This window comes from Pseudomonas sp. dw_612, assembly GCF_018449725.1.
In the GTDB taxonomy this organism is placed as follows: Bacteria; Pseudomonadota; Gammaproteobacteria; order Pseudomonadales; family Pseudomonadaceae; genus Aquipseudomonas.
Genome location: NZ_JAAVVC010000008.1, coordinates 70,563 through 95,827, shown reverse-complemented (window position 1 = coordinate 95,827; position 25,265 = coordinate 70,563). Strand labels below are relative to the sequence as shown.

Genomic DNA, 25,265 nt, shown 5'->3' with positions numbered 1-25,265 from the left:
ACCAACACCCCTCTCGGTCATGCGTTCTCATTGCCCGACCGGGTAAACGAATACCGATCAATATCGGTCCTGAGCCGCCAGCCTTGGCTATGCCAATACTCGGCGGCTGCTTCGTTGGTCTTGAACACATCGAGATGACATTTAAGTATTCCGAGCGCCTCGAGACTCGCTAGACAGCGCCCGACCAACGCATTGGCGATGCCTTGCCGCCGATGCTGCGGCAGGACCACCAAATGCTGCAAATAGCCTCGGCGGCCGTCGTGTCCACACATCACGCAACCGCCGATAACGCCACCCACCTCCGCCACGAAGCTCATCCCCGGATTGCGCTCCAGATACTTTGAGGTCGATTCGCGAGAGTCGGCATCACGCAGGGAGACGCCTGGCGTACGCTTCATGAGATCGATCACGGCGTCGTAATCGTCCAGGGTCATGACACGGAGGGTGAACATTGAGTGAGCCTTGCTTTGGTAACTGTCGGGTCCGGCAGACTAGCAGAAGCCACTTGAAAGTAGCGCTGGTGACGAGATCAATCAGGAAATACGCCACACAGCGCATTGCCCTCGTACCCATGAACAATCGGTCCGAGGACCATCAGCGGACCGCAGGCGTACATGGGCGATGTCAGGGACTGCCCCTTTTGCAGCTTGCAGACGGGTAATTTCAACGGAATCGGCACAACCACCGCCCACAGCGTTACACCGCACCACACCCGCGTGGTCTGGTCGCTATCTGATGGTGGGTCGATCAAGGAAGCGCGTTGTGTTTCCCGACCGAACGTTGAAACTTCAATCCCGACACAGCCAGTGAGAAACAGGAACATGGCGGTTATGGCGGTGATTTTCCTGGTGTGAAACGGGAGGAGCATCGTTGGTTTCATCCGTAAATCCAATGGTCAGACAGTGACAGTCGACAGACCTTGTCGAATCACGTTGAGACCGCTCGCAGGGCCGCGAAGGCACAAAAGAAAACTATTCGGTACTGACAGGCTAACCTCTGCGAAAACCAACCCCAAACGCTTACAATCGCAGTCCCTCACCGCAAAACAGACAGGCCCGCCAGGACATGCCGCTCGACCCGTCCACGATGTTGACACTCTCGGTCGCCCTTGCCGCGGCCGCTGCACTGTACCTGGCGATCGAATGGCGCAGCATTCGCGAGCCTTCGCTGCTGTTCTGGAGCGCGGGGTTTGCCACGATCACCGTGGGCTCCACGCTCGCCTTGCTGCGCAGCAGCGGCTTTCTGTTCATCGGTATCTGGTTCGCCAACGGCCTGCTGGTGATCGCCCATTTCCTGTTTTTGCTCGGTGTCGCGCGTTTCACGCAAACGCGCTTGTCCCCAGGCTGGGCGCTGATTTTTGTCGCGTGGCTGGCCATGCTGTTATTGCCGGATGGGCCGACCTGGTCGAAAGTCATGCTGCTGGTCAATTCGCTGTTGGTCGCGCTGTCGACGCTTCGGGCCAGTTTCCTCCTGCGGCCCCATGGCAAGTCGTTGAGCGTCGGCGCGGTGCAGCTGCGTTATGTGTTGCTGGCCCACGGGATGTTCTATGTGGCCAAGGCACTCACGGCGGTGATTCCGGGCACGCTGATCGATCTGGCGGCGCTGCGCGGCGCGATCATTCAGATTTCCCTGGTCGAAGGCGTGATGGCGATCATGCTGATTGCGTTGTCGATGACCGGCACCGAGCGCTATCGACGGGAGAAACAGATTGCCCACCTCGCCGCACGCGATCCGTTGACCGCCCTGTACAACCGCCGAGCCCTTGAAGTGCGCGCGCCGCGCCTGCTGGAGGACGTCTCGTCGACTCGCCCCGGCGCCTTGCTGCTGATCGATATCGACAACTTCAAACTGGTCAACGACCTGTACGGCCATACGGCTGGCGACCGACTGCTCGTTGCGCTGAGCGAGATGATTCGTTCGCTGTTGCCCGACGATGCGCTGGCGGCCCGACTGGGCGGTGACGAATTCGTGATCCTGCTGAACAACGCCTCGCACGAACGGGTGATCCTGCTCGGCAACGCGCTACGCGAGCAATTTCAGCAAACTGCCTCACAAACCTTCCCCACGCCGGAACCGGTGACGCTGAGCATCGGTGCCGACCTGTTCGACCAGCCGCCCCCTAACCTGACGGCACTGATCGAGCAAGGCGACGCTGCGCTCTACGCCTCCAAGCGCGGCGGACGCAACAGCATTCGGCTGGTTGATCGGACGCTTTAATTCCCGACCCGGTTCAGCGTTAAAATCCGCCAACGTCTGGCTCACATTGTTCAGGATGACCGTCATGCCCCCTATCGAAACCTCCCTGCAAGACCTCGCCGCCCCCGAAGGTGTGTGTTTTGGCTGCGGCGGCCGCAATCCCCACGGGCTGCACATCAAGAGTGTCTGGGATGAGGACGGCGTGCACGTAATCGCCGAGCACATCCCCGATGCCCAATATTGCGGCTGGCCCGATCTGGTCTACGGCGGCCTGATCGCGATGCTGGTCGATTGCCACTCCAACTGGACGGCCATGGCCTATCACTACCGCGCGGAACAGCGTGAACCGGGCAGCCTGCCGCGCATCGATTGCGTCACCGGCAACCTCGGGATCAAGTTCATCAAACCGACGCCCATGGGCGTGCCGCTGACCCTGCGGGCGAAAGTCGAGGGTGAGGTCGGACGCAAAACCCGGGTGGTCTGCGAGGTCTACGCGGGCGAAGTGCTCACCGCGATTGGCGACTCGATTTTCGTGCGGGTGGACACCGGGCAATTGGCGGACGTGGCGCACGGTCGATAAGCCATTTCGCTTATGCCTCGACGCGCCGCTTGGTGTTAAATAGCGCCAGTTCGCAACACCGTACGACGAGAACACTTATGAACAGCCATTTTGAGAGAACAGCATGATCGAGGTCACCGAGGTTTCCATTGCCGAGCTGCGTGCTGCGCTCGAATCGGGCCAGACCACGGCGGTTGAGCTGGTCCAGGCGTATCTTGCCCGCATCGACGCCTATGACGGCGACCTCAACGCCGTGGTGGTGCGCAACCCCGAGGCGTTGAACGAGGCCCAGGCCTCCGACGCCCGCCGAGCCAAAGGCCAAACCCTGGGCCCGCTCGATGGCATCCCCTACACCGCCAAGGACAGTTACTTGGTGAAGGGCCTGACCGCCGCGTCCGGCAGCCCCGCGTTTGCCAACCTGATCGCCTATCGCGACGCCTTCACCATTGAACGGCTGCGCGGCGCCGGGGCGATTTGCCTGGGCAAGACCAACATGCCGCCGATGGCCAATGGCGGGATGCAGCGTGGGGTCTATGGCCGGGCCGAGAGTCCGTACAACGCCGATTACCTCACCGCGCCGTTTGCGTCCGGTTCGTCGAATGGCGCCGGTACGGCGACGGCTGCCAGTTTCGCCGCGTTCGGTCTGGCGGAAGAAACCTGGTCCAGCGGACGCGGCCCGGCGTCGAACAATGGTTTGTGCGCCTACACGCCATCACGCGGGGTGATTTCGGTGCGCGGCAACTGGCCGTTGACGCCGACCATGGACGTGGTCGTGCCGTTTGCGCGGACCATGGCGGACTTGCTGGAAGTGCTCGACGTGGTGGTCGCGGAAGACACCGACACGCGCGGCGATCTGTGGCGCCTGCAACCGTGGGTGCCGATTCCGAGTGTGGCTTCGGTGCGTCCTGCGTCCTATGCCGAACTGGCTGCGAAGCCCGATGCACTCGCTGGCAAACGCTTCGGCATCCCCAAGATGTACATCAACGCTGATCCCGAAGCCGGCACATCCGAAGCGCCGGGTATCGGCGGCCCGACCGGCCAGCGGATCAACACCCGCGACTCGGTGATCGAGCTTTGGAAACAGGCGCGCCAGGCACTTGAAGCGGCTGGGGCTGAAGTGATCGAAGTCGATTTTCCACTGGTGTCCAATTGTGAAGGCGATCGCCCCGGCGCGCCGACGGTGTTCAATCGCGGCATCGTGTCCAAGGAGTTCCTGCACCATGAGTTGTGGGACCTGACGGCATGGGCGTTTGATGATTTCCTGCGGGCGAACGGCGATCCGAAATTGAATCGCCTGGTCGATGTCGATGGCCCGCTGATCTTCCCGCATGACCCGGGCACGCTGCCGAATCGTGAGGGTGACCTGGCGGCGGGCATGGATGAATATGTGCGAATGGCCGAGCGCGGGATCACGCCGTGGGATCAGATCAGTACCGTGCCCGATGGCCTGCGTGGGTTGGAACAGACGCGTAAATTGGACCTGGAAGACTGGATGGATCGCCTTGGGCTGGACGCCGTGCTGTTCCCGACCGTTGCCGATGTGGGGCCGGCGGATGCGGATGTGAATCCTGCGTCGGCAGACATCGCGTGGAGCAATGGGATTTGGGTCGCTAACGGCAACCTCGCCATCCGACATTTGGGCGTGCCGACCGTGACCGTGCCGATGGGCGTGATGGCGGATATCGGCATGCCGGTGGGGCTGACGTTTGCCGGTCGGGCGTATGACGATTCGACGTTGCTGCGGTTGGCTTCGGCGTTTGAGGCTACCGGGAGCAAGCGTCTTATTCCGCCGCGTACGCCGGCGCTCTCAGCTAGGTAAACACAAATCCAATGTGGGAGCGGGCTTGCTCGCGAAGGCGCCGTGTCAGGCAACATTAATGTCGACTGACACTCCGCCTTCGCGAGCAAGCCCGCTCCCACAGGTTTCTCGGTATTTGGGAGTTTTGCTTAAACCGCTTTCACCTCCCCACCATCCATCCGCAACGCCGAACCCGTCATCCAGCGCGCCCCCGGCGACACCAGAAACGCCATCAGTTCGGCAATTTCCTCCGGTTCGCCAAACCGGCCAATCCCCGCCTCCTGCGGAAACTTCAGCATGGCCTCCTCCACCGACACCCCGTGGGCCGGCGCCCATTTCTCCAGAAACGAACGCCGCCGCCCGGTCATTACCGGCCCCGGCAACACGCTGTTCACCTGCACCTCATCCTGAATGCCGCGATCAGCAAACGCCTTGGCCAACGCGACAATCGCCGCGTTGATCGTGGCCACCGCCGCGTAGGGCGACTTGGGCGTGACCGCCGAATTACCGGACATCAACACCACCGCGCCTTTTGTGGCTTTCAACGCCGGCCACGCCGCCAGGGTCATCCGCCGCGCGCCGTGCAACTTCAGCTCGGTGCCGTCATGCCATTGCGCGTCGGTCATGTCGAACAAATCGATTTGCGGCACGGCCCCGGCAATGTTGAGCAAGGCATCGATACGGCCAAAGGCTGCCAACGTTTTTTGCACCACTTGCGCGGGGATCTCGGGGTCGGCCACATCGCCTTCAACGATCAGGCATTGCGCCCCGGCTTCACGCACCGCTTGCGCCGTGGCTTCCAGGTTCGGCCGATTCCGGGCGACCAACACCAGCGCATCAAAATCCCGCGCCAGGCGAATCGCCGTCGACTGACCGATACCCTGACTGGCACCGGTCACAATCGCTACTGAGTTGACCATGCTGTTCTCCTGATTCATGCGTGCACCACGACCATTTTTCCACCGGCCTCGTTCGCTTCCATCACGCGATGGGCCTCATGGATTTCCTCGAACTTGAAGACCCGCGACGGCGTGACATCCAAGCGCCCTGCCGCCACGTCTTCGGCGATGGCTTGCAACGGCACGTCCGACAGCGGGAAACCAGGAGTGCCGAACACAAAACTGCCGAAGAAAGTGAGGTAGACGCCGCTGGCCATTTGCAACAAGGGATTGAACTCGGCGATGGGCGCCAGCCCGCCCAACCAACCGGCCAGGCAGACTTTGCCGCCACGGCGCACCATCGATAGCGAATCCAGAATTGTGCTGTTGCCGACCAGATCGAGCACGGCGTCGAATTGCCCGGTGATTCGCGTGGACAGCCCCGGCCCTTCCTGCTCAACACCGGCAACTCCCAGCGCCTCAAGCATGGCGAAGCGCTCGGTGCTTCTGGATGTCGCGACAACTTGCGCACCGGCATTCACCGCCAGTTTCACCGCAGCCTGACCGAACGACGAAGTAGCGCCGCGAATCAGCAACCGCTGTCCTTCGACAAGTTCCAGATTGCGAAACAGACAGGTCCACGCCGTGGCATAGGTTTCTGGAATCGCCGCCAGTTCCGCCCAAGGCAAATCCGCCTCGATCAATGCCACGTTCGACACCGGCGCCCGGGTGAACTGCGCGTAACTGCCGTTGATCGTCCTTCCCAAGCCGCCCATCAGCGCGGCGACCTTCGCCCCCACCGCAAACTCGCCACCGGGGCACGACTTCACCAGCCCTACGCACTCAATGCCCGACACCGGCGCCGCCTCGGCCCACTCGCCGCGCCGCATGTGCATCTCCGCGTGGTTGATACCGAAGGCCTTGATTTCGATCACCACATGTCCCGGCAAAGCCTCGGGCTCAGGGATGTCTTTGTAGACCAGGCTGTCGAGGCCGCCGAATTTCTCAAGAACGATCGCTTTCATGACGTCTATCCCAGGGTTGATTGTTTTTGGGGTCGCTTCGGCGGTACGACTACGTAACCGCACTGAATGCGATTTAGAGGTTATGTATCCATCAGTAACTTGTCAAACGCATTTTGAGTGGTTACGCTGACCCACATCAATCAAGGCTTTGGTGGACACCCTCATGAGCAACACACCTCGTGGCCCGGCCATATTCGTCGCCGACGCCCCCGCCCTGGATTTTCTGAACTCGATCGCGACACCCGTCGATCAACCCGTGGACTGGATCGAAGACGGCGCGGGATGGCTGGCCTGGCTGAAACAATCAGGCTGGGTCGAAGACGCCGTGCTGCAACGCCTCCAAACCCAGGCCATGCCCGGCGAGCTGGAAAACGTCGCGGCCCAGGCACGCTCGTTGCGGGAATGGTTTCGCGGCTTCGTCCTGAAATACAAAGGCAAACCACTGGACGCCTCGGTACTGACCGAGCTCGAAGCCCTGAATCGCCTGCTCGAACGCGACGAGAAATACACGCAAATCACCCTGCAAACTGGCGATACACCGGCCCTCGCCGCCCAAACGCAACGCCGCTGGCGCAGCCCGGATTCCCTGCTGCTACCCTTGGGCGAAGTGCTCGCACAGTTCGTCAGCACCGAAGATTTTTCCAACGTGAAATGCTGCGAAGGCCCGGCCTGCACCCTGATGTTCGTCGACCACACCCGAGGCCGAAAACGCCGCTGGTGCAGCATGGCCGTATGCGGCAACCGCGCCAAAGCTGCGGCCCACCGCGAACGCCAGAAAAACCTGGGCGTATAAAACTTAACAATCCACTGAAGATCCCCTGTGGGAGCGGGCTTGCTCGCGAATGCGGTGCACCAGTCGACAAAAATGTTGCCTGACACATCGCCTTCGCGAGCAAGCCCGCTCCCACATTATTTTGTGTCAGCCATAAAAAATACTAACCTCTAAAAATTACTTTGACAGGTTACAACCCTCATGCAACAGTAATCTCGAAACCGCTTAAACCCCATTCAACCGGTTACGAGGTCCACCCCATGAACACCCCAACCATCACCTACAAATTCATCCAAACCGACGGCATCAACCTCTTCTACCGCGAAGCCGGCGACCCCACCCAGCCAACCCTCCTCCTGCTCCACGGCTTTCCCAGCTCCTCCCACCAATTCCGCCAACTCATCCCGCTGCTCTCGCAACACTTCCACATCATCGCCCCCGACCTGCCCGGCTTCGGCTTCACCGAAGTGCCCGCCGCGCGCGAATACGTCTACAGCTTCGACGCCCTCGCCCAAACCCTCGAACACTTCGTCGACACCCTGAACCTCAAACGCTACGCCATGTTCGTCTTCGACTACGGCGCCCCCACCGGCCTGCGCCTGGCGGTCAAACACCCGGAACGCATGACCGCCCTCATCTCACAAAACGGCAACGCCTACCTCGAAGGCCTCGGCGACGCCTGGGCCCCGATCAAAACCTACTGGGCCGAACCGAACGCCACCCACCGCCAAGCCATCGCCGACGCCGTCCTCCACCTGGAAGGCACCCGTTGGCAGTACGAACACGGCGTCAGCCACCCCGAACTCATCGCCCCCGAGTCCTACACCCTCGACGCCCTGCTCCTGGAACGCCCCGGCAACAAAGACATCCAACTCGACCTGTTCCTCGACTACGCCAACAACCTCAAACGCTACCCCGACTTCCAACGCTTCTTCCGCGAAACCCAACTCCCGACCCTCGCGATCTGGGGCAAACACGACCCATTCTTCATCCCGCCAGGCGCCGAAGCGTTCAAGCGAGACAACCCGAATGCAGTGGTGGAATTGTTGGATACCGGGCACTTCGCGATGGAAACGCATGTGGAATACATCGCTCAGCGAATCGTTGAAGTGATCCGCAGCGCCGTGTAATGACGACAGCAGGCGGATGCAAGGCTGCATCCGCCTGACAAAAAGAAATGAACCCTCACCACCACCGCCCGCCTAATGAAATGACTTTCAGGAGGTGGCTAATGCAAATCGAATACGTCTGGATCGCACTCGCGGCAATACTGGTGGTGATTGAATTGTGGGCGATCAACAAAGTGATCAAGAGCGGCAGCAAGATCGACAACAAAGGCGTGTGGATCGTCGTCATCGTCTTCGTGCCGCTGATCGGCCTCATCGCCTGGGCACTCGCCGGGCCGAAGCACAGCACCCATAGCGCGCAATAGCCCGAGCCCTCCAAAAAAAGCCCCGAACATTCGGGGCTTCATAATTTCTGAACATCCCCGCAACCCACGTAGGAGCTGCCGAAGGCTGCGATCTTTTGATCTTCACGTCTGAAAACCACGTAGGAAAACACCCTTTGTGGCGAGGGAGCTTGCTCCCGCTGGGATGCGAAGCACCCCTAATCTGCTGCCACCTATTTCCTAAGACATTTCCGAACGCCCAGCCCGCAAGGGTTTCGTGGCTGAACGTAGCAAATCCCCTTCGCCTTGATGACCTAAAAGGCGTCCTACACCCCGGTTGCGAGGCCCAAAGCCGACACCTATATTCGACCCGTCGCCACAGCAATTGGCGATAGGGTTTCGCAGCCCTGAAGAAGTAGATACGCACCGTCAAATGACAACTGTGGCAAAATTCGCCACCGTTACGTTTTATGGCGGCTGTGTGTGGGAGACCTTCGGGTCTGCCGGCTTCGACTCTTCTCCGGTCTGCGAACCCGCACATAGCTGCCACCTATTTGTTTCGCAGCAGAAGGTGGCACTTCATGATTATTCTTTGAAGAGTTCACCCTTATGACTACGAACAATCCGCCGCGCCGCTTCACCCCCATGTCCCAATTCGCCACCGACTACCCCGTCCTCCTCATCGACAACGACGCCCCCATTCGCGAACTCCACAACTGCGTCAGCGAACGCCTCAACGCCGTCCTCAAATACCTCAACCTCATGGGCTGCACCTCCCTCCCCGACTACGCCGAAAACGACATCAACACCGTCACCAACATCGCCTGGATCCTGATCCGGGATGTGCATGATGTGTTTCGGGTGATTGAGCAGCGTGGGTTTGATACACCAAAGACTCCGTAACCCAATTCAAGTCGTAAAAAACCCGCATTACTGCGGGTTTCATCACCTGCTGCTTAGTTCAATCAAAGTAACAGGCTCTTCACCATCGGCACACAAGCCAACTGAAGCCCTGAAGATGAGTGGTTAACAGCGGCCACGTCGCCCACAAAACCACAGCACCGATAAAAATCAGCCGCATTCAACGCGGCATCCAGGTTGGCCTCCTCCAGCCCCGGATCCCGCGACAAACCTTCCAAGTGATTCACCCTCTTCAAGCCAATGCCTTGCTGCATAAAATCGAAAAGCACAAAGATTGTACGAATTTTCACTGATCTCAAGATTCAGCATTCCTACAGCCATCGCCTCACCGCCAACACAGCCCAGCTAAAAGTACTTCTCCATCACGAAATGGATCCAAGTTGGCGACTATCGAACGGAGCCGTAGGTTTCTTCCATCGAATTTTTCTTCGCTCTACGTAAGATCCCTCTGAACTTGTTGAAGCGCTCAACCACGCCGGATCCCTCCTGAAAGAACACTTGTTAGGCTTGAAGTAAGTAGCTCGATCAACTAAGAGGGAATGTCACGCATGGCGAATCACGGTTACATGAGCATTACGGGCAAGCGACAAGGTTTGATCTCCGCAGGTTGTTCCAGCCAAAGTTCCATCGGCAACAAATGCCAGATCGGGCATACAGATGAAATCATGGTTCTGGCGTACTCGCACAATATGATTACAGGCAACGACGGCGGACTTTCAAGCAGTCGCGGCAAGCACCTGCCTATTATGATTACAAAGAACATTGATAAATCATCTCCATTGCTGGCAAGTGCACTTCACGAATGTGAAGAAATCGAATGCACGATACATTTTTATCGAACATCGCCAGCAGGCGGCCAGGATAAATATTATTCAATACGATTAACCGGCGCAAAGATTACTCATTTGAATCTTCAAGTGCCTCATGCCATCCATATGAATGATGCTCAACCACAGGAGATGGTATCCATTCGTTATCGAGATATAAGTTGGACGCACGTTCAAGCGGGCACAAGCGCTTATAGCTTTTGGGGAAATGAAAATGAGTGATGAGATCTGCGATATTCATGATGTGACTAAAGCTGCGTCTGATTTGGTTGCGCTTGGGTGCACCGTTGGTGCCACACATTTGTTCGATAGCTTTCTACAGCTTCAATTTAGTTCGGTTATTTCATCCTATGCAAACGAAATAATTCAAGCCGTCGATGAAGGCTTGATCAGTGCACGACAAGGTATACAAGAAATAATGGATGAGTACGCTGAACTATCAGCTAAGGCCCTTTTTTACACCCAAAATGGCGTTGGGGTCGTAGCGGGAATAATGCAGGTCCAAACTGGGTCTTCGCTGATTGGAAACTCAAAAATCGTTGGAGCCCCCACTGGAGTTCTTTATGTTGCGCACGGTGTAAACAACATTTATGAAGGTGTAGGAAATATCTACAATGGCCCAAAATCTCCAAGCACCGTAGGTCCAATTCGGCAAGGGTATCAGTGGCTTGCCGAGGACATTCACACAGGCAATATTACCTATTACTCCGTTGATTTAGGGCTATCCGCTTTTGGCCTGTGGAGATCCGTGCGCAAACGTGAATCGGTAGAGCTTTTTACGAGAGATCCTCTAAACTATGAGCGGGCTTACAAACAGATGGGGCGCCTCGCTTTAGCCTTTGAAGCACTGGTGGACGCTATAACAATTAGATCCACGGCTGATGAAATCGACATGAAGCAATAGTTTTGCATGAAACTATCGCGCAAATCACATTTCATTCAGAGTAATCTTTCCAAACTTCTAACTTGAGCGGCAGCGCAGCTTTTTTACCCGCACAAAAAAACCTAAGAAAACGATCAAAAACACCAAACCCGTTATAACCCAAGAAAGAACACCCACCAATGAAAAAAACCTCCTAACAAACATCATTATAAAAAACGTAGCTAGCATGGCTGCCGTAATAATTTCATAATATATAGCAGCCAATGGTTGCTTTTTAAGACCAGCTTCAATTCCAAGGACTTCAGCTTTAAGACCCGGTGCAGAATAACGAAAACTCATAAATAGCTGAGCAACAAATATGATGCCTACCACTGAGTTAAGAACCCATCCATCCAGCATAATCATTTTTTTTATTAACCACACAAACAGCGCTGTGTACACCACAGAAACAGCTACCATTAACAGATATAAAATAACGACGGCGCTAATGACTCTTATACGCAAGACCAACCTCCGCCAAGTAGATCACACTAATCTATCGTCGCACTTCGCACAAACTATCTCCTTCGACGCGCCCATCTAGGACAGAAAATAAAACAAACCATTATTAGCATAAAAACAATAAATACAATCACTGCCACTTGCCAGTGCTGGACCTGATTTAAAATCTCAATCGCTTCCACTTGAGACATAAATATTATGGTCCCGGTTGTGGCACCAATGACAATACCGGCCCAAGAACCGCGCAAGCTAGTATATTTTTCGTCCATCACCTCGCCATTCCAGACATCTCTAATCCTAGGGGCATCAAACCACAACCCGTAGAAACTAATAGCTACAAACGTAACAATCTGGATAGGCCATCTATACTCATCGTCCAGCTGAATTATCTGCTTCACTCCAGCAAGGACTACAATAGAATAAAAAATTGCCGAGGCAAAAATTAGTGGACATATCCATAAACGGTACCTAACATTTTTCCAGTTCACAAAGTCAATCCCTTACAGCTAACAAATAATTTTTACCCGTTACAAAATCATTTCGACTAGGCACGAAAGAACATACAAAATTGCATGTTCCCCCAAGCAATGATAACCACACATCAGCGCCAGTAAATCTGACAAACCACCCTCCCCAGCAGCTTTCAGAAAATTCTTACCGATCAACTTACTTTGCCTTACAGATCTTTCCTAAAACTCCATCCAATAAGCTTTCTCAGAACGAGTATTTTATACATCACCAATAAAAAAAATCCGACACCCTCACAGGTATCGGATTTCTATCAATCACAAAAAATCAAATTTTTATCAGAAGTTAGCCGGCGTGTTGGCACTGATAATCTCCGCCTCATCCTGCCCAATATTCCGAAACCGATGCGGCAGTGTCGTCGGAAAGTAATACCCATCCCCCGCATTCAGCACACTAATCTGCCCATCAACGGTGAGCTCAACTGTCCCCCGAGTCACCAGCCCGCACTCCTCGCCTTCGGAGTGAACAATGGGTTCCTCGCCAGAGCTGGCCCCAGGCGCGTACTGCTCGCGCAACAACCGCATCTGCCGACTCGGCACGGACGCGCCAATCAGCAGCAATCGCAGGCCATGACGGCCGAGATCCGGCTGTTCATTCGCCCGAAACACGTATTGATGCTCACGCGGTGGCTGGTCGAAGGTAAAGAAGTCCGCCAAAGACATCGGTATGCCTTCGAGCAGTTTTTTGAGGGAGCTGACGGAGGGGCTGACGCGATTTTGTTCGATCAGGGAGATGGTGGCATTGGTGACGCCGCTACGGCGGGCCAGCTCGCGCTGGGACAGTTTGTAGCTTTCGCGTACTAATTTGAGTCGTGAGCCCGTGTCCATGACAGCCTTATGTGTGAACTACTTAAGGGGTTATGGGGGTGGATGGCGGGCGACTTTTGGCCGCGAGGAACACCGCTTCCCTGTCCCGGAAAAGTGAAAGGCGGGTATTAAATCACGTTTGTTGGTGTTGCTCAGCAGGTTCGATGGGTGGTGGGGTAAAAAGGCTGGTGGGGGTGGGTTTGCTTGGGATTGAGGGGGTTCAGTTGGGGGTGATGGTGACTGGTCTGGCCTCTTCGCGAGCAAGCTTTGCTCCTACAGTTTTGATCGCGGCCAGGCGCAATTTTGCGTATGGCATAAAAATCCTGTGGGAGCGGGCTTGCTCGCGAAGGCGGTGGGTCAGCCATATCTTTGGTGACTGATGCGCCGCTTTCGCGAGCAAGCCCGCTCCCACAGGGATTGTCTTCCACAAGGGATTGCGGGTTGGCTGTTAGATGCCGAACCGATCGCGCAGCGCGTAGTACGCGGCGCCCATGGCGGTGAGTGGGGCCTGGAAGGTGCGGCCGCCGAGCATGGGCATGTGTGGCAAGGAGGCGAAGGCGTCGAAGCGTTCGGCGTCGCCGCGGATCATTTCGCTGATGAGTTTGCCGGCCAGGTGTGAGCAGGTGACGCCGTGGCCGCTGTAGCCTTGCATGTAGTAGGCGTTTTTCTCGATGCGGCCGAATTGCGGCATGCGCGACATGGTCAGCAGGAAGTTGCCGGTCCAGCGGTAGTCGATTTTGACGTCCTTCAGTTGCGGGAAGGTCTTGAGGATTTTCGGTTTGATCAGTTGCTCGATGTCGTCCGGTTCGCGGGCGCCGTAGACCACGCCACCGCCGTACAGCAGGCGATTGTCGGCGGTGAGGCGGTAGTAGTCGAGCAGGTAGTTGCAGTCTTCGACGCAGTAGTTGTTTTTGATCAGGCTGCGCGCAACTTGCTCGGACAACGGTTCGGTGACGGCGATTTGCGAGCCGCAGGGCATGCTTTTGCTGGTCACGCGGTTGTCGAGGCCTTGTGGCAGGTAAGCGTTGCCGGCGATCAGCAGGTATTTGGCGCGGACCACGCCTTTGGCGGTGCGCACGGTGATCGGTTCGCCGTAGGTGATTTCCACCGCCGCCGATTGTTCGTAGATTTTGCCGCCCAAGCCGATGATGGCCGAGGCTTCGCCGAGGGCCAGGTTCAGCGGATGAATGTGGCCGCCCTGCATGTCGAGCAGGCCGCCGACGTAGTTGTCGCTGCCGACTTCGCGTTTGATGTCGGCGGCGTCGAGCATTTTCAGGTTTTTGTTGCCGTAGCGTTCCCAGCTGCTTTTCTGCTCGGCCAGGCCCTTGAGTTGCTTTTTGTTCAGCGCGGCGAAGATGCCGCCGGGCTTGTAGTCGCACTGGATGTCGTAGTGCTGGATGCGCTGACGGATGATGTCGGCGCCTTCGAAGATCATGCTGCCAAGGATTTCGGCGGTTTTGTCGCCGTAGCGTTCTTCGATGACATCGACGTCGCGGCTGTAGGAGTTGACCAGTTGGCCGCCGTTGCGACCGCTCGCGCCGAAGCCGACTTTGGCGGCTTCGAGCACGGTCACGCTGTAGCCCGCCTCGGCAAGGAACAGCGCCGAGGACAAACCGGTGTAGCCGGCGCCGATCACGCAGACGTCGCATTCCACCAGCTCTTCAAGCACCGGGAATTCGCCGGTGAAGTTGCGGGTGGCGGCGTAGTAGCTGTTGACATGTGTTGTTGGTTTCATACGTTTCTCCGATGGCCGCAGGCTCGCCTGCGACCGCCGCTGTAAAGGTGTTAGAGCTTGATCCAGGTCGCTTTGAGTTCGGTGTATTTGTCGAACGCATGCAGCGATTTGTCCCGACCGTTACCCGACTGCTTGAACCCGCCGAACGGCGCGGTCATGTCGCCGCCGTCGTATTGGTTGACCCAGACGCTGCCGGCGCGCAAGCCGCGGGCGAAGGTGTGGGCCTTGCTCAGGTTGCTGGTCCACACGCCCGCCGCCAGGCCGAAGATGCTGTCGTTGGCGATGGCCAGCGCTTCTTCCTCGGTGTCGAAGGTGATCAGCGACAGCACCGGACCGAAAATCTCTTCCCGGGCGATGGTCATGGCGTTGGTCACGCCGTCGAAAATCGCCGGTTCGACGTAGAGGCCACCGGTGCTTTCGAGGGTGCGGCTGCCGCCCGCGATCAGTTGCGCGCCCTGGTCTTTGCCGACCTGGATATAGCGCAACACGTTGTCCAATTGACGCTGATCGACGACCGCGCCGACGGTGGTGTCCGGATCGAGGGCGTGCCCCGGTTTCCAGGCTTGCAGCGCTTCCACCAGCAGCGGAATGAACTGCTCGCGAATCGAGCGTTCCACCAGCAACCGCGAACCGGCGGTGCAGACTTCGCCCTGGTTGAAGGCAATCGCTCCCGCCGCTGCTTGTGCTGCCGCGCGCAAATCCGGCGCGTCGGCGAACACCACGTTTGGACTCTTCCCCCCTGCTTCGAGCCAGACGCGTTTCATGTTGCTTTGCCCGGCGTAAATCAGCAGTTGCTTGGCAATCGCGGTCGAGCCGGTGAAGGCCAGCACGTCGACGTCCATGTGCAACGCCAACGCCTTGCCGACGGTGTGACCGTAGCCCGGCAGGACGTTGAACACGCCTTTCGGGATGCCGGCGTCCAGCGCCAATTGGGCGATGCGGATCGCGGTGAGGGGCGACTTTTCCGAAGGCTTGAGGATGAACGAGTTGCCCGCTGCGAGGGCCGGGGCGAACTTCCAGCTGGCCATGATCAGCGGGAAATTCCACGGCACGATGGCGGCGACCACGCCCGTCGGTTCGCGGGTGATGAGGCCGAGTTGATCGTGGGGCGTGGCGGCGACTTCGTCGTAGATCTTGTCGATGGCTTCGGCGCTCCAACGGATCGCGTTGGCGGTCGCTGGAATGTCGATGCTCATCGAGTCACTGATCGGTTTGCCCATGTCGAGGGTTTCGAGCAGGGCCAGTTCTTCCTGGTGCGCCAGGATCAGATCGGCGAAACGAATCAGGATGCGTTTGCGCTCGGCCGGGGCTTGCTTGGCCCAGATGCCGGACTCGAAGGTCTGGCGGGCGACGGCGACGGCCGCGTTGGCATCGGCTTCGTCGGTGCTGGCAACGTTGGCCAGGAAACGGCCGTCGACCGGGCTGATGCATTCGAAGGTATCGCCGCTAATTGCTGCGCGGTATTGACCGTCGATAAAGGCCCGGCCTTCGATGGATAAGGACTGGAAGCGTTGTTCCCAGTCGCTGCGAGTGTTTGTCATTGTTGTGACTCGACGCAGAGGAATAAGTGATCGTCAGTTAAAACTTGCAATGCGATCCCCTGTGGGAGCGGGCTTGCTCGCGAAGGCGGTGTGTCAGGCGACATCGATGTTGAATGTGCCGCCCTCTTCGCGAGCAAGCCCGCTCCCACATTGGATCGGTGTTGTTCACAGCTTTTGTGAACGACACAAATCCACCGTAGGAGCTACCGAAGGCTGCGATCTTTTGATCTTGATCTTGAAAAGCAAAATCAAAAGATCGCAGCCTTCGGCAGCTCCTACAGGGTGATTCGCTAGCCGTTAAACGGTGTGCAAATACCAGTTGTACTCAAGGTCCGAGATGGAGTTTTCGAACTCGGCCAACTCGCTTTCCTTGCACGCCACGAACACGTCGATGTAGAGCGGGTCGATGTATTTGGCCATAACTTCGCTGTCGTCCAGCTCGCGCAATGCGTCGCGCAGGTTGTTCGGCAGGCTTTGTTCGTTCTGCTCGTAGCTGTTGCCTTCCACCGGTGGACCCGGTTCGATTTTGTTGGTCAAGCCGTGGTGAATACCGGCCAGAACCGAGGCCATCAGCAGGTACGGGTTGGCGTCGGCGCCGGCCACGCGGTGTTCGATGCGCACCGAGTCCGCCGAACCGGTCGGCACGCGTACCGCTACGGTACGGTTGTCGATGCCCCAGCTCGGTGAGTTCGGCACATAGAACTGTGCGCCGAAGCGGCGATACGAGTTGACGTTCGGGCACAGGAAAGCCATTTGCGCCGGCAGGGTCTCGAGCACACCGCCGATCGCGTGTCGCAGCGCGGCGTTCTGCTCGGGATCCTCGCTGGCAAAGATGTTGTTGCCTTCTTTGTCGAGAATCGAAATGTGCACGTGCAAACCATTGCCCGCCTGGCCCGGATACGGCTTGGCCATAAACGTGGTGTCCATCTCGTGGTCGTAGGCGATGTTCTTCACCAGACGCTTGAGCAACACCGCGTAGTCGCAGGCCTTGATCGGGTCGTTGACGTGATGCAGGTTGACTTCGAACTGCGCCGGGGCGCTTTCCTTGACGATGGCGTCCGCAGGAATGCCCTGCTCTTTCGCGCCTTCGAGGATGTCTTGCAGGCAATCGACGTATTCGTCGAGGTCGTCAATCAGGTACACCTGAGTCGACACCGGACGCTTGCCCGAGACCGGCGAACGCGGCGACTGCGGCCGACCGTTCACGTTGTCCTGGTCGATCAGGTAGAACTCCAGTTCAAACGCTGCGCAGATGGTCAGGCCCATGTCGTCGAACTTGCGCACCACATTCGCCAGCACTTCACGCGGGTCGGCGAAGAACGGCTGACCTTCGAGTTCGTGCATGGTCATCAGCAATTGCGCGGTTGGGCGCTTCTGCCACGGCTCAATGCTCAGGGTGTCAGGGATGGGGTAGCAGATTCGATCCGAGTCGCCGATGTCCAGACCCAGGCCGGTGCTTTCCACCGTAGAACCGTTGATGTCCAGAGCAAAGAGTGACGCCGGGAGGTTGATGCCTTTTTCGTAAACCTTATGAAGACTGGTGCGTTCGATGCGCTTGCCGCGCACCACACCGTTCATATCCGCAATCAGAAGGTCGACGTACAAAACCTCAGGATATTTCTTAAGGAATGCGTTTGCTTCGTTGAGTTGAACGGTACGCAGAGGGACCGACATGATGCACCTATTAGCTGTTAATTATTATGTTCACTACGGTGTTGCGAGCCCAGTCAATCCGAAAGACAAAGTGAAGTCAATAGCGAACACTTGGCCTTTCAACCTTTATTTTCGGGCCTTTTATGGGGACGAGAGTGCCAGATAAGACGCCGAAGCCGTGTAAACCCTCAGCATCGGACGACCGGCGTTTAGAATTTTTTACATGAGAGTTGTTAATTAAAATCAACAAGGCTAAGCTCCGGAAAAGCTCGTTCAAGTGTGAAACTTCGAGGTGATAAAAATGGCATTCAAGCCATTGATCGGCGTTACAGCGTGCGTCAAACAGATTGGCCTGCACCCCTACCACGTCAGCGGCGACAAGTACTTGCGTGCTGTCAGCGTCGCGGCTCTGGGGTTGCCCGTCGTTATTCCTTCCCTGGGCGAATTGACTGAAATCGAGGACCTGCTCGCGCAGCTCGACGGTCTGTTGCTCACCGGCTCGCCCTCGAATGTGGAACCCTTCCACTATCAAGGCCCCGCCAGCGCCCCCGGCACGGATCACGATCCGGCGCGGGATGCCACAACCCTTCCTTTATTGCGTGCAGCGATTGCCGCCGGCGTGCCGGTGCTGGGGATCTGCCGTGGCTTTCAGGAAATGAACGTGGCGTTCGGTGGCAGCCTGCATCAGAAGGTGCATGAACTGCCCGGCATGCTCGATCACCGTGAAGCGGACAGTCCAGAGTTGGCGGTGCAATACGCGCCGGCTCACGCGGTGACTGTGCAGCCTGGCGGTGTGCTCGAAGCACTGGGGTTGCCGGCCGAGTTCAGGGTCAATTCGATTCACAGTCAGGGCATTGATCGACTGGCGCCAGGGCTGCGCTGCGAAGCGGTGGCGCCGGATGGTTTGATCGAGGCGATTTCGGTGGACCACAGCCCGACGTTTGCGGTCGGTGTGCAGTGGCATCCGGAATGGCAGGTGCTTTCGAATCCTCAGTATTTAAGTGTTTTCCAGGCGTTTGGCGATGCGTGCCGGCAACGGGCGGCGCTACGTAAAAAACGCTGACGACTTAACCCCTCATCCAACCCTTTAACTGCCCTCGTGAACGGGCGGCTGCGCCGACGCGCGCTGCCTCTTCACGCGTAAAAAACGAAACAAGACAACAACAAGCACCACCAGGCAGCCAGGACGGCGGCGCCGAATAAGCCCGAGCGGTATGGGCCAGCAAGTCATGCGCAACATCCTGTAGGAGCTGCCGAAGGCTGCGATCTTTTGATCTTAAAAATCAAAGTCAAAAGATCGCAGCCTTCGGCAGCTCCTACAGGGACCGCGTTTGGATTGAATGGCATCACCCGGCTCAGGCTTGCAATCAACTATTAAGTCAGGCCGCGTTGGCCCGACGACTGAAACCTGTTGGGAGTTTCACATGGCAAATGCCTCCAGCACTTACAGGAAGGCTCTTGAAGGTCACCAGGCACCGAAAAAGGTCTTGGTGAAAATCGACCGGGTCACCAAGAAGTTCGACGAAACCACCGCCGTGGACGATGTGTCCCTGGAGATCCATCAAGGCGAAATCTTCGCCCTGCTCGGTGGTTCCGGCTCGGGCAAATCGACCCTGCTGCGCATGCTCGCCGGCTTCGAGCGCCCGACCGAAGGGCGCATCTTGCTCGACGGTGTCGACATCACCGACATGCCGCCCTACGAGCGGCCGATCAACATGATGTTCCAGTCCTACGCGCTGTTCCCGCACATGACGGTGGCGCAGAACATTGCCTTCGGCCTCAAGCAGGATCGCTTGTCCGCCAGCGAAATCGACGCCCGTGTGGAAGAGATGCTGCGTCTGGTGCACATGACCCAATACGCCAAACGCAAACCCCATCAGTTGTCCGGCGGCCAACGTCAGCGCGTCGCCCTCGCCCGCTCCCTGGCCAAGCGTCCGAAGCTGTTGTTACTCGACGAACCCATGGGCGCGCTGGATAAAAAACTGCGTTCGCAGATGCAACTGGAACTGGTGCAGATCATCGAGCGGGTCGGCGTGACCTGCGTGATGGTGACCCACGACCAGGAAGAAGCCATGACCATGGCCGAACGCATCGCGATCATGCACCTCGGCTGGATCGCCCAGATCGGCAGCCCGGTGGACATTTACGAAGCGCCGGTCAGCCGCATGGTCTGCGAATTCATCGGTAACGTGAACGCCTTCGACGGCACCGTGGTCGAGGACCTGGAAGGTCACGCGATCATCCACAGCCCGGACCTGGAGCAGAAGATTTACGTCGGTCACGGCGTCAGCACTTCGGTGCAGGACAAGTCGATCACCTACGCCATCCGCCCGGAAAAAATGCTGGTCAGCACGCTCAAGCCAGAGCAGCGCTACAACTGGTCCCAAGGCAAGGTGCATGACATCGCCTACCTCGGCGGTCACTCGGTGTTCTACGTCGAATTGCCGGGCGGTAAAGTCGTGCAATCGTTCATGGCCAACGCCGAACGCCGGGGCGCACGTCCGACCTGGGACGATCAGGTCTACGTGTGGTGGGAAGACGACAGCGGCGTGGTACTGCGCTCATGAAAACCTTCAATCAGCAATTCCTGAGACTGGTCCCCAGCGGGCGCAAACTGGTGATCGGCATTCCGTTCATCTGGCTGTTCCTGTTCTTCATGCTGCCGTTCTTTTTGGTGATGAAGATCAGCTTCTCGGAGGCCGCGCTGGCGATTCCGCCGTACTCGGAGATCTACACCTTCGCCGAGCAGAAATTCCAGTTGTTGCTGAACCTCGGCAACTACTCGCTGCTGACTCAGGACGAGTTGTACATCTCGGCCTACCTCGGTTCGCTGAAAGTGGCGTTGCTCAGTACGCTGATGTGCCTGGTGATCGGTTTCCCGATGGCCTACGCGATTACCAAGGCCAAGAAAGAAACGCAAAACGTCCTGATGCTGTTGATCATGATGCCGACCTGGACCGCGATCCTGATCCGCGTGTATGCGTGGATGGGCATCCTCAGCAACAACGGTTTGCTCAACGCATTTTTGATGTGGACCGGGATCACCTCGGCGCCGATCGAGATCCTCAACACCAACACCGCCGTCTATATCGGCGTGGTGTATGCGTATTTGCCGTTCATGGTGTTGCCGCTGTACGCCAACCTGGTCAAGCACGATGAGAGCCTGTTGGAAGCGGCGTCGGACCTGGGTTCGAGCAACTTCAACAACTTCTGGAAAATCACCGTGCCGCTGGCCAAGAACGGCATCATCGCCGGGTGCATGCTGGTGTTTATTCCGGTGGTCGGTGAGTTCGTGATTCCGGAACTGTTGGGCGGCCCGGAGACGCTGATGATCGGCCGTGTGCTGTGGCAAGAGTTCTTCAATAACCGCGACTGGCCGGTGGCGTCTGCCCTGGCAGTGGTGATGCTGTTGATCCTGATTGTGCCGATTCTGCTGTTCAACCGCAGCCAGGCCAAAGAGATGGAGGCACGGGGATGAAACGCTTCGGATTTTCAAAGTTCATGCTGATTTTCGGCCTGTCGTTTATCTACCTGCCGATGCTGATCCTGGTGATCTACTCGTTCAACGCCTCGAAACTGGTGACGGTGTGGGGCGGCTGGTCGGTGAAGTGGTACGCCGGTTTGCTCGACAACACGCAATTGATGGGCTCGGTGGTACGCTCGCTGGAGATCGCTTGCTACACCGCGATTGCGGCCGTGGCGTTGGGAACCTTGGCGGCGTTCGTGCTGACTCGCGTGACACGCTTCAAGGGTCGCACGTTGTTCGGTGGCTTGGTGACGGCGCCGTTGGTGATGCCGGAAGTGATCACCGGTCTGTCGTTGCTGTTGTTGTTCGTGGCGATGGCGCAGTTGATTGGCTGGCCGCAGGAACGTGGTCTGGTGACGATCTGGATCGCTCACACCACATTCTGTGCGGCGTATGTGGCGGTGGTGGTGTCGGCGCGGTTGCGTGAGCTGGACCTGTCGATTGAAGAGGCGGCCATGGACCTGGGTGCGCGGCCGTTGAAGGTGTTTTTCCTGATCACCATTCCGATGATCGCGCCATCGTTGGCGGCGGGCGGGATGATGTCGTTTGCCTTGTCGCTGGATGATTTGGTACTGGCGAGTTTCGTCTCCGGGCCGGGTTCGACCACGTTGCCGATGGAAGTGTTCTCGGCGGTGCGTCTGGGTGTGAAGCCTGAGATCAACGCCGTGGCCAGTCTGATTCTGCTCGCGGTGTCGATCGTGACCTTCATGGTCTGGTACTTCAGCCGCCGCGCCGAAGCCAACCGTAAACGCGCGATCCAGGAAGCGATGGACCAGACCGCCAGCGAGTCGTGGCAGCCACAAAATCAACGGGCCGAAGCGACGGCCTAATGGCCTGCAACACGCACACGTTGTAGCAGCTGGCGAAGCCTGCGTTCGGCTGCGCAGCAGTCGTGAATTCAGACTCTGCGGTTCTTTCAGGAAGATTGAATTCGCAGGTTTTACGACTGCTTCGCAGCCGAACGCAGGCTTCGCCAGCTGCTACGAGGGGTGCGCCGAGACTGCAATTGTTTTGCGTACTTGAATAAAAAAGAAATGGAGTTGTACCGATGAAAATGTTTGGCAGGACTCTGCTGACACTGTCCTTAGTGGGCGCCATGGCAACGGTCGCCCAGGCCAACGACAAGGTTCTGCGCGTTTATAACTGGTCGGATTACATCGCCCCGGACACGGTCAAGAAGTTCGAAGACGAGACCGGGATCCGCGTGACCTACGATGTGTTCGACAGCAATGAAACCCTTGAAGCACGCCTGCTCGCGGGCAAGTCCGGCTACGACATCGTGGTGCCGTCCAACAGTTTCCTGGCCAAGCAGATCAAGGCTGGCGTGTATCAGACGCTGGACAAATCGAAGCTGCCGAACTGGAAAAACCTCAACCCGGTGCTGCTGAAAAACGCCTCGGCCAGCGACCCGGACAACGGTCACGCCTTCCCGTACATGTGGGGCTCGATTGGCATCGGTTTCAACCCGGCCAAGGTCAAGGAAGTGCTCGGGGCCAATGCGCCGACCAACTCCTGGGACTTGCTGTTCAAACCGGAAAACGCGGAAAAACTCAAAGCCTGTGGCATCAGTTTCCTTGATTCGCCAACCGAGATGCTCCCGGCCGCCCTGCACTATCTGAGTTACCCGGTAAATTCCCAGGACAAGGCGCAGATTGCCGAAGCTGAGGCGCTGTTCATGAGGATCCGGCCGTCGGTGGCGTACTTCCATTCCTCGAAGTACATCTCCGACCTGGCCAACGGCAACATCTGCGTGGCCGTGGGTTATTCCGGCGATGTGCTGCAAGCCAAGGCTCGCGCCAAGGAAGCCGGCGACACGGTGACGATCGACTACAGCATCCCGAAAGAAGGCGCCGGCAGTTTCTACGACATGGTCGCCATCCCCCGGGACGCGGCTAACGTCGATAACGCCTACCTGTTCATGAACTTCCTGATGCGCCCGGACATCATCGCCGAGATCACTAACAACATCGGCTACAGCAACGCCAACGCCGCAGCGACACCGTTGGTGGATGAGGCGATTCGCGACGATCCGGGCTCGTACCCGTCGCAGGCTGTAATGGCGACGCTCTATGCGATACCGGACATGCCGATTGGTGTTCAACGGGTCATGACCCGAGGCTGGACCCGCGTAAAACTCGGCAAGTAATTCGCTTGAAGACGCCTTCGCGAGCAGGCTCGCTCCCACAAGGAATGTGTGTTCACACCGCTCTAATGTGGGAGCGGGCTTGCTCGCGAAGACGGCGGCAAATCCAGCATCAATGGGCCTGACCTACCGCTTTCGCGAGCAAGCTCGCTCCCACAGGGGTGATGTGTGGATACAAAATCTCTGAACATCACAAAACACTGTGGGAGCGAGCTTGCTCGCGATGGCGGTGGACCAGTCGCCATCAATGTTGAATGTGATGGCCTCATCGCGAGCAAGCTCGCTCCCACAGGAAAGTGAGTGATGTCCCCTCTTCCGTTCAAGCAGCGCCTTACCACCGCTGCGTTGCTCTACGCAGAACGGCCTCACCTGGCTCCTCGGTTAAGGTGAACTTCAGGCGCCTTCGGGCGCCTTTTTTTGGACTAGGGAATGAGCGGCCATTCGGCCAGCGCCCGATAGCGGCCCTTGTGGGATTCGAACAGCGTGAAATGCTCGGCCCGCAGGATAAATTCGGGCGGCGTTGCCGACTCGGGCACCGGCAATCGATAGTCGCGCATCAAGGTCAAATGCGGCCGAAATTCCTTCGGCGAATCCTCAAACCCGAACGACAACATCGCCTGTTCCAGCGCATACACCAGCCGCAACAACTCCGGCGGCGCCTGCTCCGACGCCAGCACCAAGACCCCATGCCTGCGCCAGACATCCACTCGATCCAGCACCACCCGCAATGCCACACCCGGCACCCGGACCTTCGCCGCCGCCGTGCAGATATCGGCAATCTGCGCCACGCCCGCCGCGCCCAAAAACTTCAACGTCAGGTGAAAGTTCTCCGCCGGCACCGGCCGTCCGCTTCTGAGCTGCAATGCCCCGCGCCATTGCGCAATCGCCCGCCGCTGCTCCGCCGCGCAGCTCAAGGCGAAAAACAAACGCTTGGACGGTTCATGGGATTCGTCGCTCACGCCTGGCACCTCCTGACATGCACGTTATAGTTGAACCAACCGAATCAACCGGAGGGCGCCATGCGAGAGATCATCAGCAAAGAGCCATGGTGGGCGATGCCGCCGCAACCCGGCCAGGATGAGTCCGAGCTGGAATGGGGCTGGCTGGTTCACTATAGCGAAGGTGAGCCGCGTTTCGAGTTCGTGCGGGAGCGGCCGACGGACAGCGAGATCCACAACCGCAAAAGTTGCAGGGTCACCCCGTCGTCGGAGTGATCCTGCGTTCTGTTTTTACGCTTGCAGCACAACGTTGAAACCACCAAACACCATGCGTTGGCCATCAAATGGCATCGGGTTGACGTCCTGTTGCATGCGCGGATCGCCCATGACTTTCTGCATCCCTGCATCGCGGGTGGCCTTGTCCGGCCAGACGATCCAGGAAAAGATCACGGTTTCGTCTTCCTTGAGCTTCACCGCCATCGGAAACGAAGTCACCTTGCCGTCGGGCACGTCATCGCCCCAGCACTCGGTGATGCTCAAGGCTCCGGCCTCTTTGAAGATCTGCGCGGCGATTTCGGCGTGTTTGATGAATTTTTCCCGGTTGGCGGTGGGAACAGCGGCGACTAAGCCATCGATATAAGACAT

At 57.8% G+C, this 25,265-nt stretch carries 28 protein-coding genes; 15 read left to right on the top strand and 13 right to left on the bottom strand.

From position 1 onward, the window contains the following. Positions 1-17: 17 nt before the first annotated feature. A complete protein-coding gene (locus tag HB680_RS14725; RefSeq protein WP_213939350.1) occupies positions 18-452 on the bottom strand; it encodes a GNAT family N-acetyltransferase in 435 nt (144 codons plus the stop codon). Positions 453-529: 77 nt separating this feature from the next. Beyond that, a complete protein-coding gene (locus tag HB680_RS14720) occupies positions 530-880 on the bottom strand; it encodes a hypothetical protein (RefSeq protein WP_256735540.1) in 351 nt (116 codons plus the stop codon). Positions 881-1,065: 185 nt separating this feature from the next. On the opposite strand from HB680_RS14720, the gene HB680_RS14715 reads away from it, so the two are divergent. The 3 genes from HB680_RS14715 to HB680_RS14705 all read left to right on the top strand — a co-directional run bounded on the left by HB680_RS14715 (position 1,066) and on the right by HB680_RS14705 (position 4,574). After that, a complete protein-coding gene (locus tag HB680_RS14715; RefSeq protein ID WP_213939349.1) occupies positions 1,066-2,217 on the top strand; it encodes a GGDEF domain-containing protein in 1,152 nt (383 codons plus the stop codon). Between the two features lie 64 nt (positions 2,218-2,281). Continuing rightward, positions 2,282-2,776, top strand: a complete 495-nt coding sequence (locus HB680_RS14710; RefSeq protein ID WP_213939348.1) for a PaaI family thioesterase — start codon at positions 2,282-2,284, stop codon at positions 2,774-2,776. 103 nt (positions 2,777-2,879) lie between these two features. After that, positions 2,880-4,574, top strand: coding sequence for an amidase (locus HB680_RS14705; RefSeq protein ID WP_213939347.1), 1,695 nt, complete (start codon positions 2,880-2,882; stop codon positions 4,572-4,574). A gap of 128 nt (positions 4,575-4,702) precedes the next feature. On the opposite strand, the gene HB680_RS14700 is transcribed toward HB680_RS14705, so the two are convergent. Continuing rightward, on the bottom strand, positions 4,703-5,473 hold the full coding sequence (locus tag HB680_RS14700) for an SDR family oxidoreductase (RefSeq protein WP_213939346.1): 771 nt from the start codon (positions 5,471-5,473) through the stop codon (positions 4,703-4,705). 14 nt (positions 5,474-5,487) lie between these two features. After that, positions 5,488-6,456 carry a zinc-binding alcohol dehydrogenase family protein gene (locus HB680_RS14695; RefSeq protein ID WP_213939345.1) on the bottom strand — a complete coding sequence of 323 codons (969 nt, stop codon included), beginning with the start codon at positions 6,454-6,456 and terminating at the stop codon, positions 5,488-5,490. Between the two features lie 163 nt (positions 6,457-6,619). Here HB680_RS14695 and HB680_RS14690 point away from each other — a divergent pair, with 163 nt between their 5' ends. From HB680_RS14690 to HB680_RS14675, 4 genes are all read left to right on the top strand, one after another. Continuing rightward, on the top strand, positions 6,620-7,249 hold the full coding sequence (locus HB680_RS14690; RefSeq protein ID WP_213939344.1) for an ABATE domain-containing protein: 630 nt from the start codon (positions 6,620-6,622) through the stop codon (positions 7,247-7,249). 239 nt (positions 7,250-7,488) lie between these two features. After that, the gene (locus HB680_RS14685) at positions 7,489-8,358 is read left to right on the top strand and encodes an alpha/beta hydrolase (RefSeq protein ID WP_213939343.1); all 870 of its coding nucleotides are present in this window, start codon (positions 7,489-7,491) and stop codon (positions 8,356-8,358) included. A 101-nt stretch (positions 8,359-8,459) separates the two neighbouring features. Continuing rightward, a complete protein-coding gene (locus HB680_RS14680; protein WP_163914171.1) occupies positions 8,460-8,660 on the top strand; it encodes a PLD nuclease N-terminal domain-containing protein in 201 nt (66 codons plus the stop codon). Between the two features lie 567 nt (positions 8,661-9,227). Continuing rightward, the gene (locus HB680_RS14675; protein WP_213939342.1) at positions 9,228-9,521 is read left to right on the top strand and encodes a fructose-bisphosphate aldolase; all 294 of its coding nucleotides are present in this window, start codon (positions 9,228-9,230) and stop codon (positions 9,519-9,521) included. A 62-nt stretch (positions 9,522-9,583) separates the two neighbouring features. Here HB680_RS14675 and HB680_RS14670 read toward each other — a convergent pair whose 3' ends face one another. Further along, positions 9,584-9,829, bottom strand: a complete 246-nt coding sequence (locus tag HB680_RS14670) for a hypothetical protein (protein WP_213939341.1) — start codon at positions 9,827-9,829, stop codon at positions 9,584-9,586. Positions 9,830-10,087: 258 nt separating this feature from the next. On the opposite strand from HB680_RS14670, the gene HB680_RS14665 reads away from it, so the two are divergent. Together HB680_RS14665 and HB680_RS14660 are read left to right on the top strand one after the other, a co-directional pair. Next, positions 10,088-10,588, top strand: coding sequence for an Hcp family type VI secretion system effector (locus tag HB680_RS14665; RefSeq protein ID WP_213939340.1), 501 nt, complete (start codon positions 10,088-10,090; stop codon positions 10,586-10,588). Next, the gene (locus HB680_RS14660) at positions 10,581-11,270 is read left to right on the top strand and encodes a DUF4225 domain-containing protein (RefSeq protein ID WP_213939339.1); all 690 of its coding nucleotides are present in this window, start codon (positions 10,581-10,583) and stop codon (positions 11,268-11,270) included. Before HB680_RS14665 ends, HB680_RS14660 begins: the two co-directional genes overlap by 8 nt. A 57-nt stretch (positions 11,271-11,327) precedes the next feature. Here the strand turns inward: HB680_RS14660 and HB680_RS14655 are convergent, their stop codons facing one another. The 6 genes from HB680_RS14655 to HB680_RS14630 form a co-directional block, all read right to left on the bottom strand. After that, positions 11,328-11,753 (bottom strand): hypothetical protein, encoded by a 426-nt coding sequence (locus HB680_RS14655; protein ID WP_213939338.1) that lies wholly within the window; start codon positions 11,751-11,753, stop codon positions 11,328-11,330. 53 nt (positions 11,754-11,806) lie between these two features. Further along, positions 11,807-12,238 (bottom strand): hypothetical protein, encoded by a 432-nt coding sequence (locus HB680_RS14650; RefSeq protein WP_213939337.1) that lies wholly within the window; start codon positions 12,236-12,238, stop codon positions 11,807-11,809. A 318-nt stretch (positions 12,239-12,556) separates the two neighbouring features. Continuing rightward, positions 12,557-13,105, bottom strand: coding sequence for a cupin domain-containing protein (locus HB680_RS14645; RefSeq protein WP_028623608.1), 549 nt, complete (start codon positions 13,103-13,105; stop codon positions 12,557-12,559). Between the two features lie 427 nt (positions 13,106-13,532). Continuing rightward, entirely contained in the window at positions 13,533-14,819 is a 1,287-nt protein-coding gene (locus HB680_RS14640) for an FAD-binding oxidoreductase (RefSeq protein WP_213939336.1), read from the bottom strand. 50 nt (positions 14,820-14,869) lie between these two features. Beyond that, the gene (locus HB680_RS14635; RefSeq protein ID WP_213939335.1) at positions 14,870-16,360 is read right to left on the bottom strand and encodes an aldehyde dehydrogenase; all 1,491 of its coding nucleotides are present in this window, start codon (positions 16,358-16,360) and stop codon (positions 14,870-14,872) included. Between the two features lie 297 nt (positions 16,361-16,657). Next, positions 16,658-18,034 carry a glutamine synthetase family protein gene (locus tag HB680_RS14630; RefSeq protein ID WP_123409720.1) on the bottom strand — a complete coding sequence of 459 codons (1,377 nt, stop codon included), beginning with the start codon at positions 18,032-18,034 and terminating at the stop codon, positions 16,658-16,660. Between the two features lie 280 nt (positions 18,035-18,314). Here HB680_RS14630 and HB680_RS14625 point away from each other — a divergent pair, with 280 nt between their 5' ends. From HB680_RS14625 to HB680_RS14605, 5 genes are all read left to right on the top strand, one after another. After that, a complete protein-coding gene (locus tag HB680_RS14625; RefSeq protein ID WP_213939334.1) occupies positions 18,315-19,076 on the top strand; it encodes a gamma-glutamyl-gamma-aminobutyrate hydrolase family protein in 762 nt (253 codons plus the stop codon). 361 nt (positions 19,077-19,437) lie between these two features. Continuing rightward, on the top strand, positions 19,438-20,580 hold the full coding sequence (gene potA, locus HB680_RS14620; protein ID WP_123409722.1) for a polyamine ABC transporter ATP-binding protein: 1,143 nt from the start codon (positions 19,438-19,440) through the stop codon (positions 20,578-20,580). Then, positions 20,577-21,491 carry an ABC transporter permease subunit gene (locus HB680_RS14615; RefSeq protein WP_213939333.1) on the top strand — a complete coding sequence of 305 codons (915 nt, stop codon included), beginning with the start codon at positions 20,577-20,579 and terminating at the stop codon, positions 21,489-21,491. The genes potA and HB680_RS14615 overlap by 4 nt, the downstream gene beginning before the upstream one ends. Next, positions 21,488-22,369: an ABC transporter permease subunit gene (locus HB680_RS14610; protein WP_213939332.1), complete on the top strand. Its 882-nt coding sequence runs from the start codon at positions 21,488-21,490 to the stop codon at positions 22,367-22,369. The genes HB680_RS14615 and HB680_RS14610 overlap by 4 nt, the downstream gene beginning before the upstream one ends. A 218-nt stretch (positions 22,370-22,587) precedes the next feature. Beyond that, on the top strand, positions 22,588-23,685 hold the full coding sequence (locus HB680_RS14605; protein ID WP_213939331.1) for a polyamine ABC transporter substrate-binding protein: 1,098 nt from the start codon (positions 22,588-22,590) through the stop codon (positions 23,683-23,685). Between the two features lie 419 nt (positions 23,686-24,104). Here HB680_RS14605 and thpR read toward each other — a convergent pair whose 3' ends face one another. Next, on the bottom strand, positions 24,105-24,641 hold the full coding sequence (thpR, locus tag HB680_RS14600) for an RNA 2',3'-cyclic phosphodiesterase (RefSeq protein ID WP_213939330.1): 537 nt from the start codon (positions 24,639-24,641) through the stop codon (positions 24,105-24,107). A gap of 60 nt (positions 24,642-24,701) precedes the next feature. On the opposite strand from thpR, the gene HB680_RS14595 reads away from it, so the two are divergent. Further along, positions 24,702-24,896 carry a hypothetical protein gene (locus HB680_RS14595; RefSeq protein WP_213939329.1) on the top strand — a complete coding sequence of 65 codons (195 nt, stop codon included), beginning with the start codon at positions 24,702-24,704 and terminating at the stop codon, positions 24,894-24,896. A gap of 15 nt (positions 24,897-24,911) precedes the next feature. On the opposite strand, the gene HB680_RS14590 is transcribed toward HB680_RS14595, so the two are convergent. Beyond that, positions 24,912-25,265, bottom strand: coding sequence for a DUF1428 domain-containing protein (locus HB680_RS14590; protein ID WP_213939328.1), 354 nt, complete (start codon positions 25,263-25,265; stop codon positions 24,912-24,914).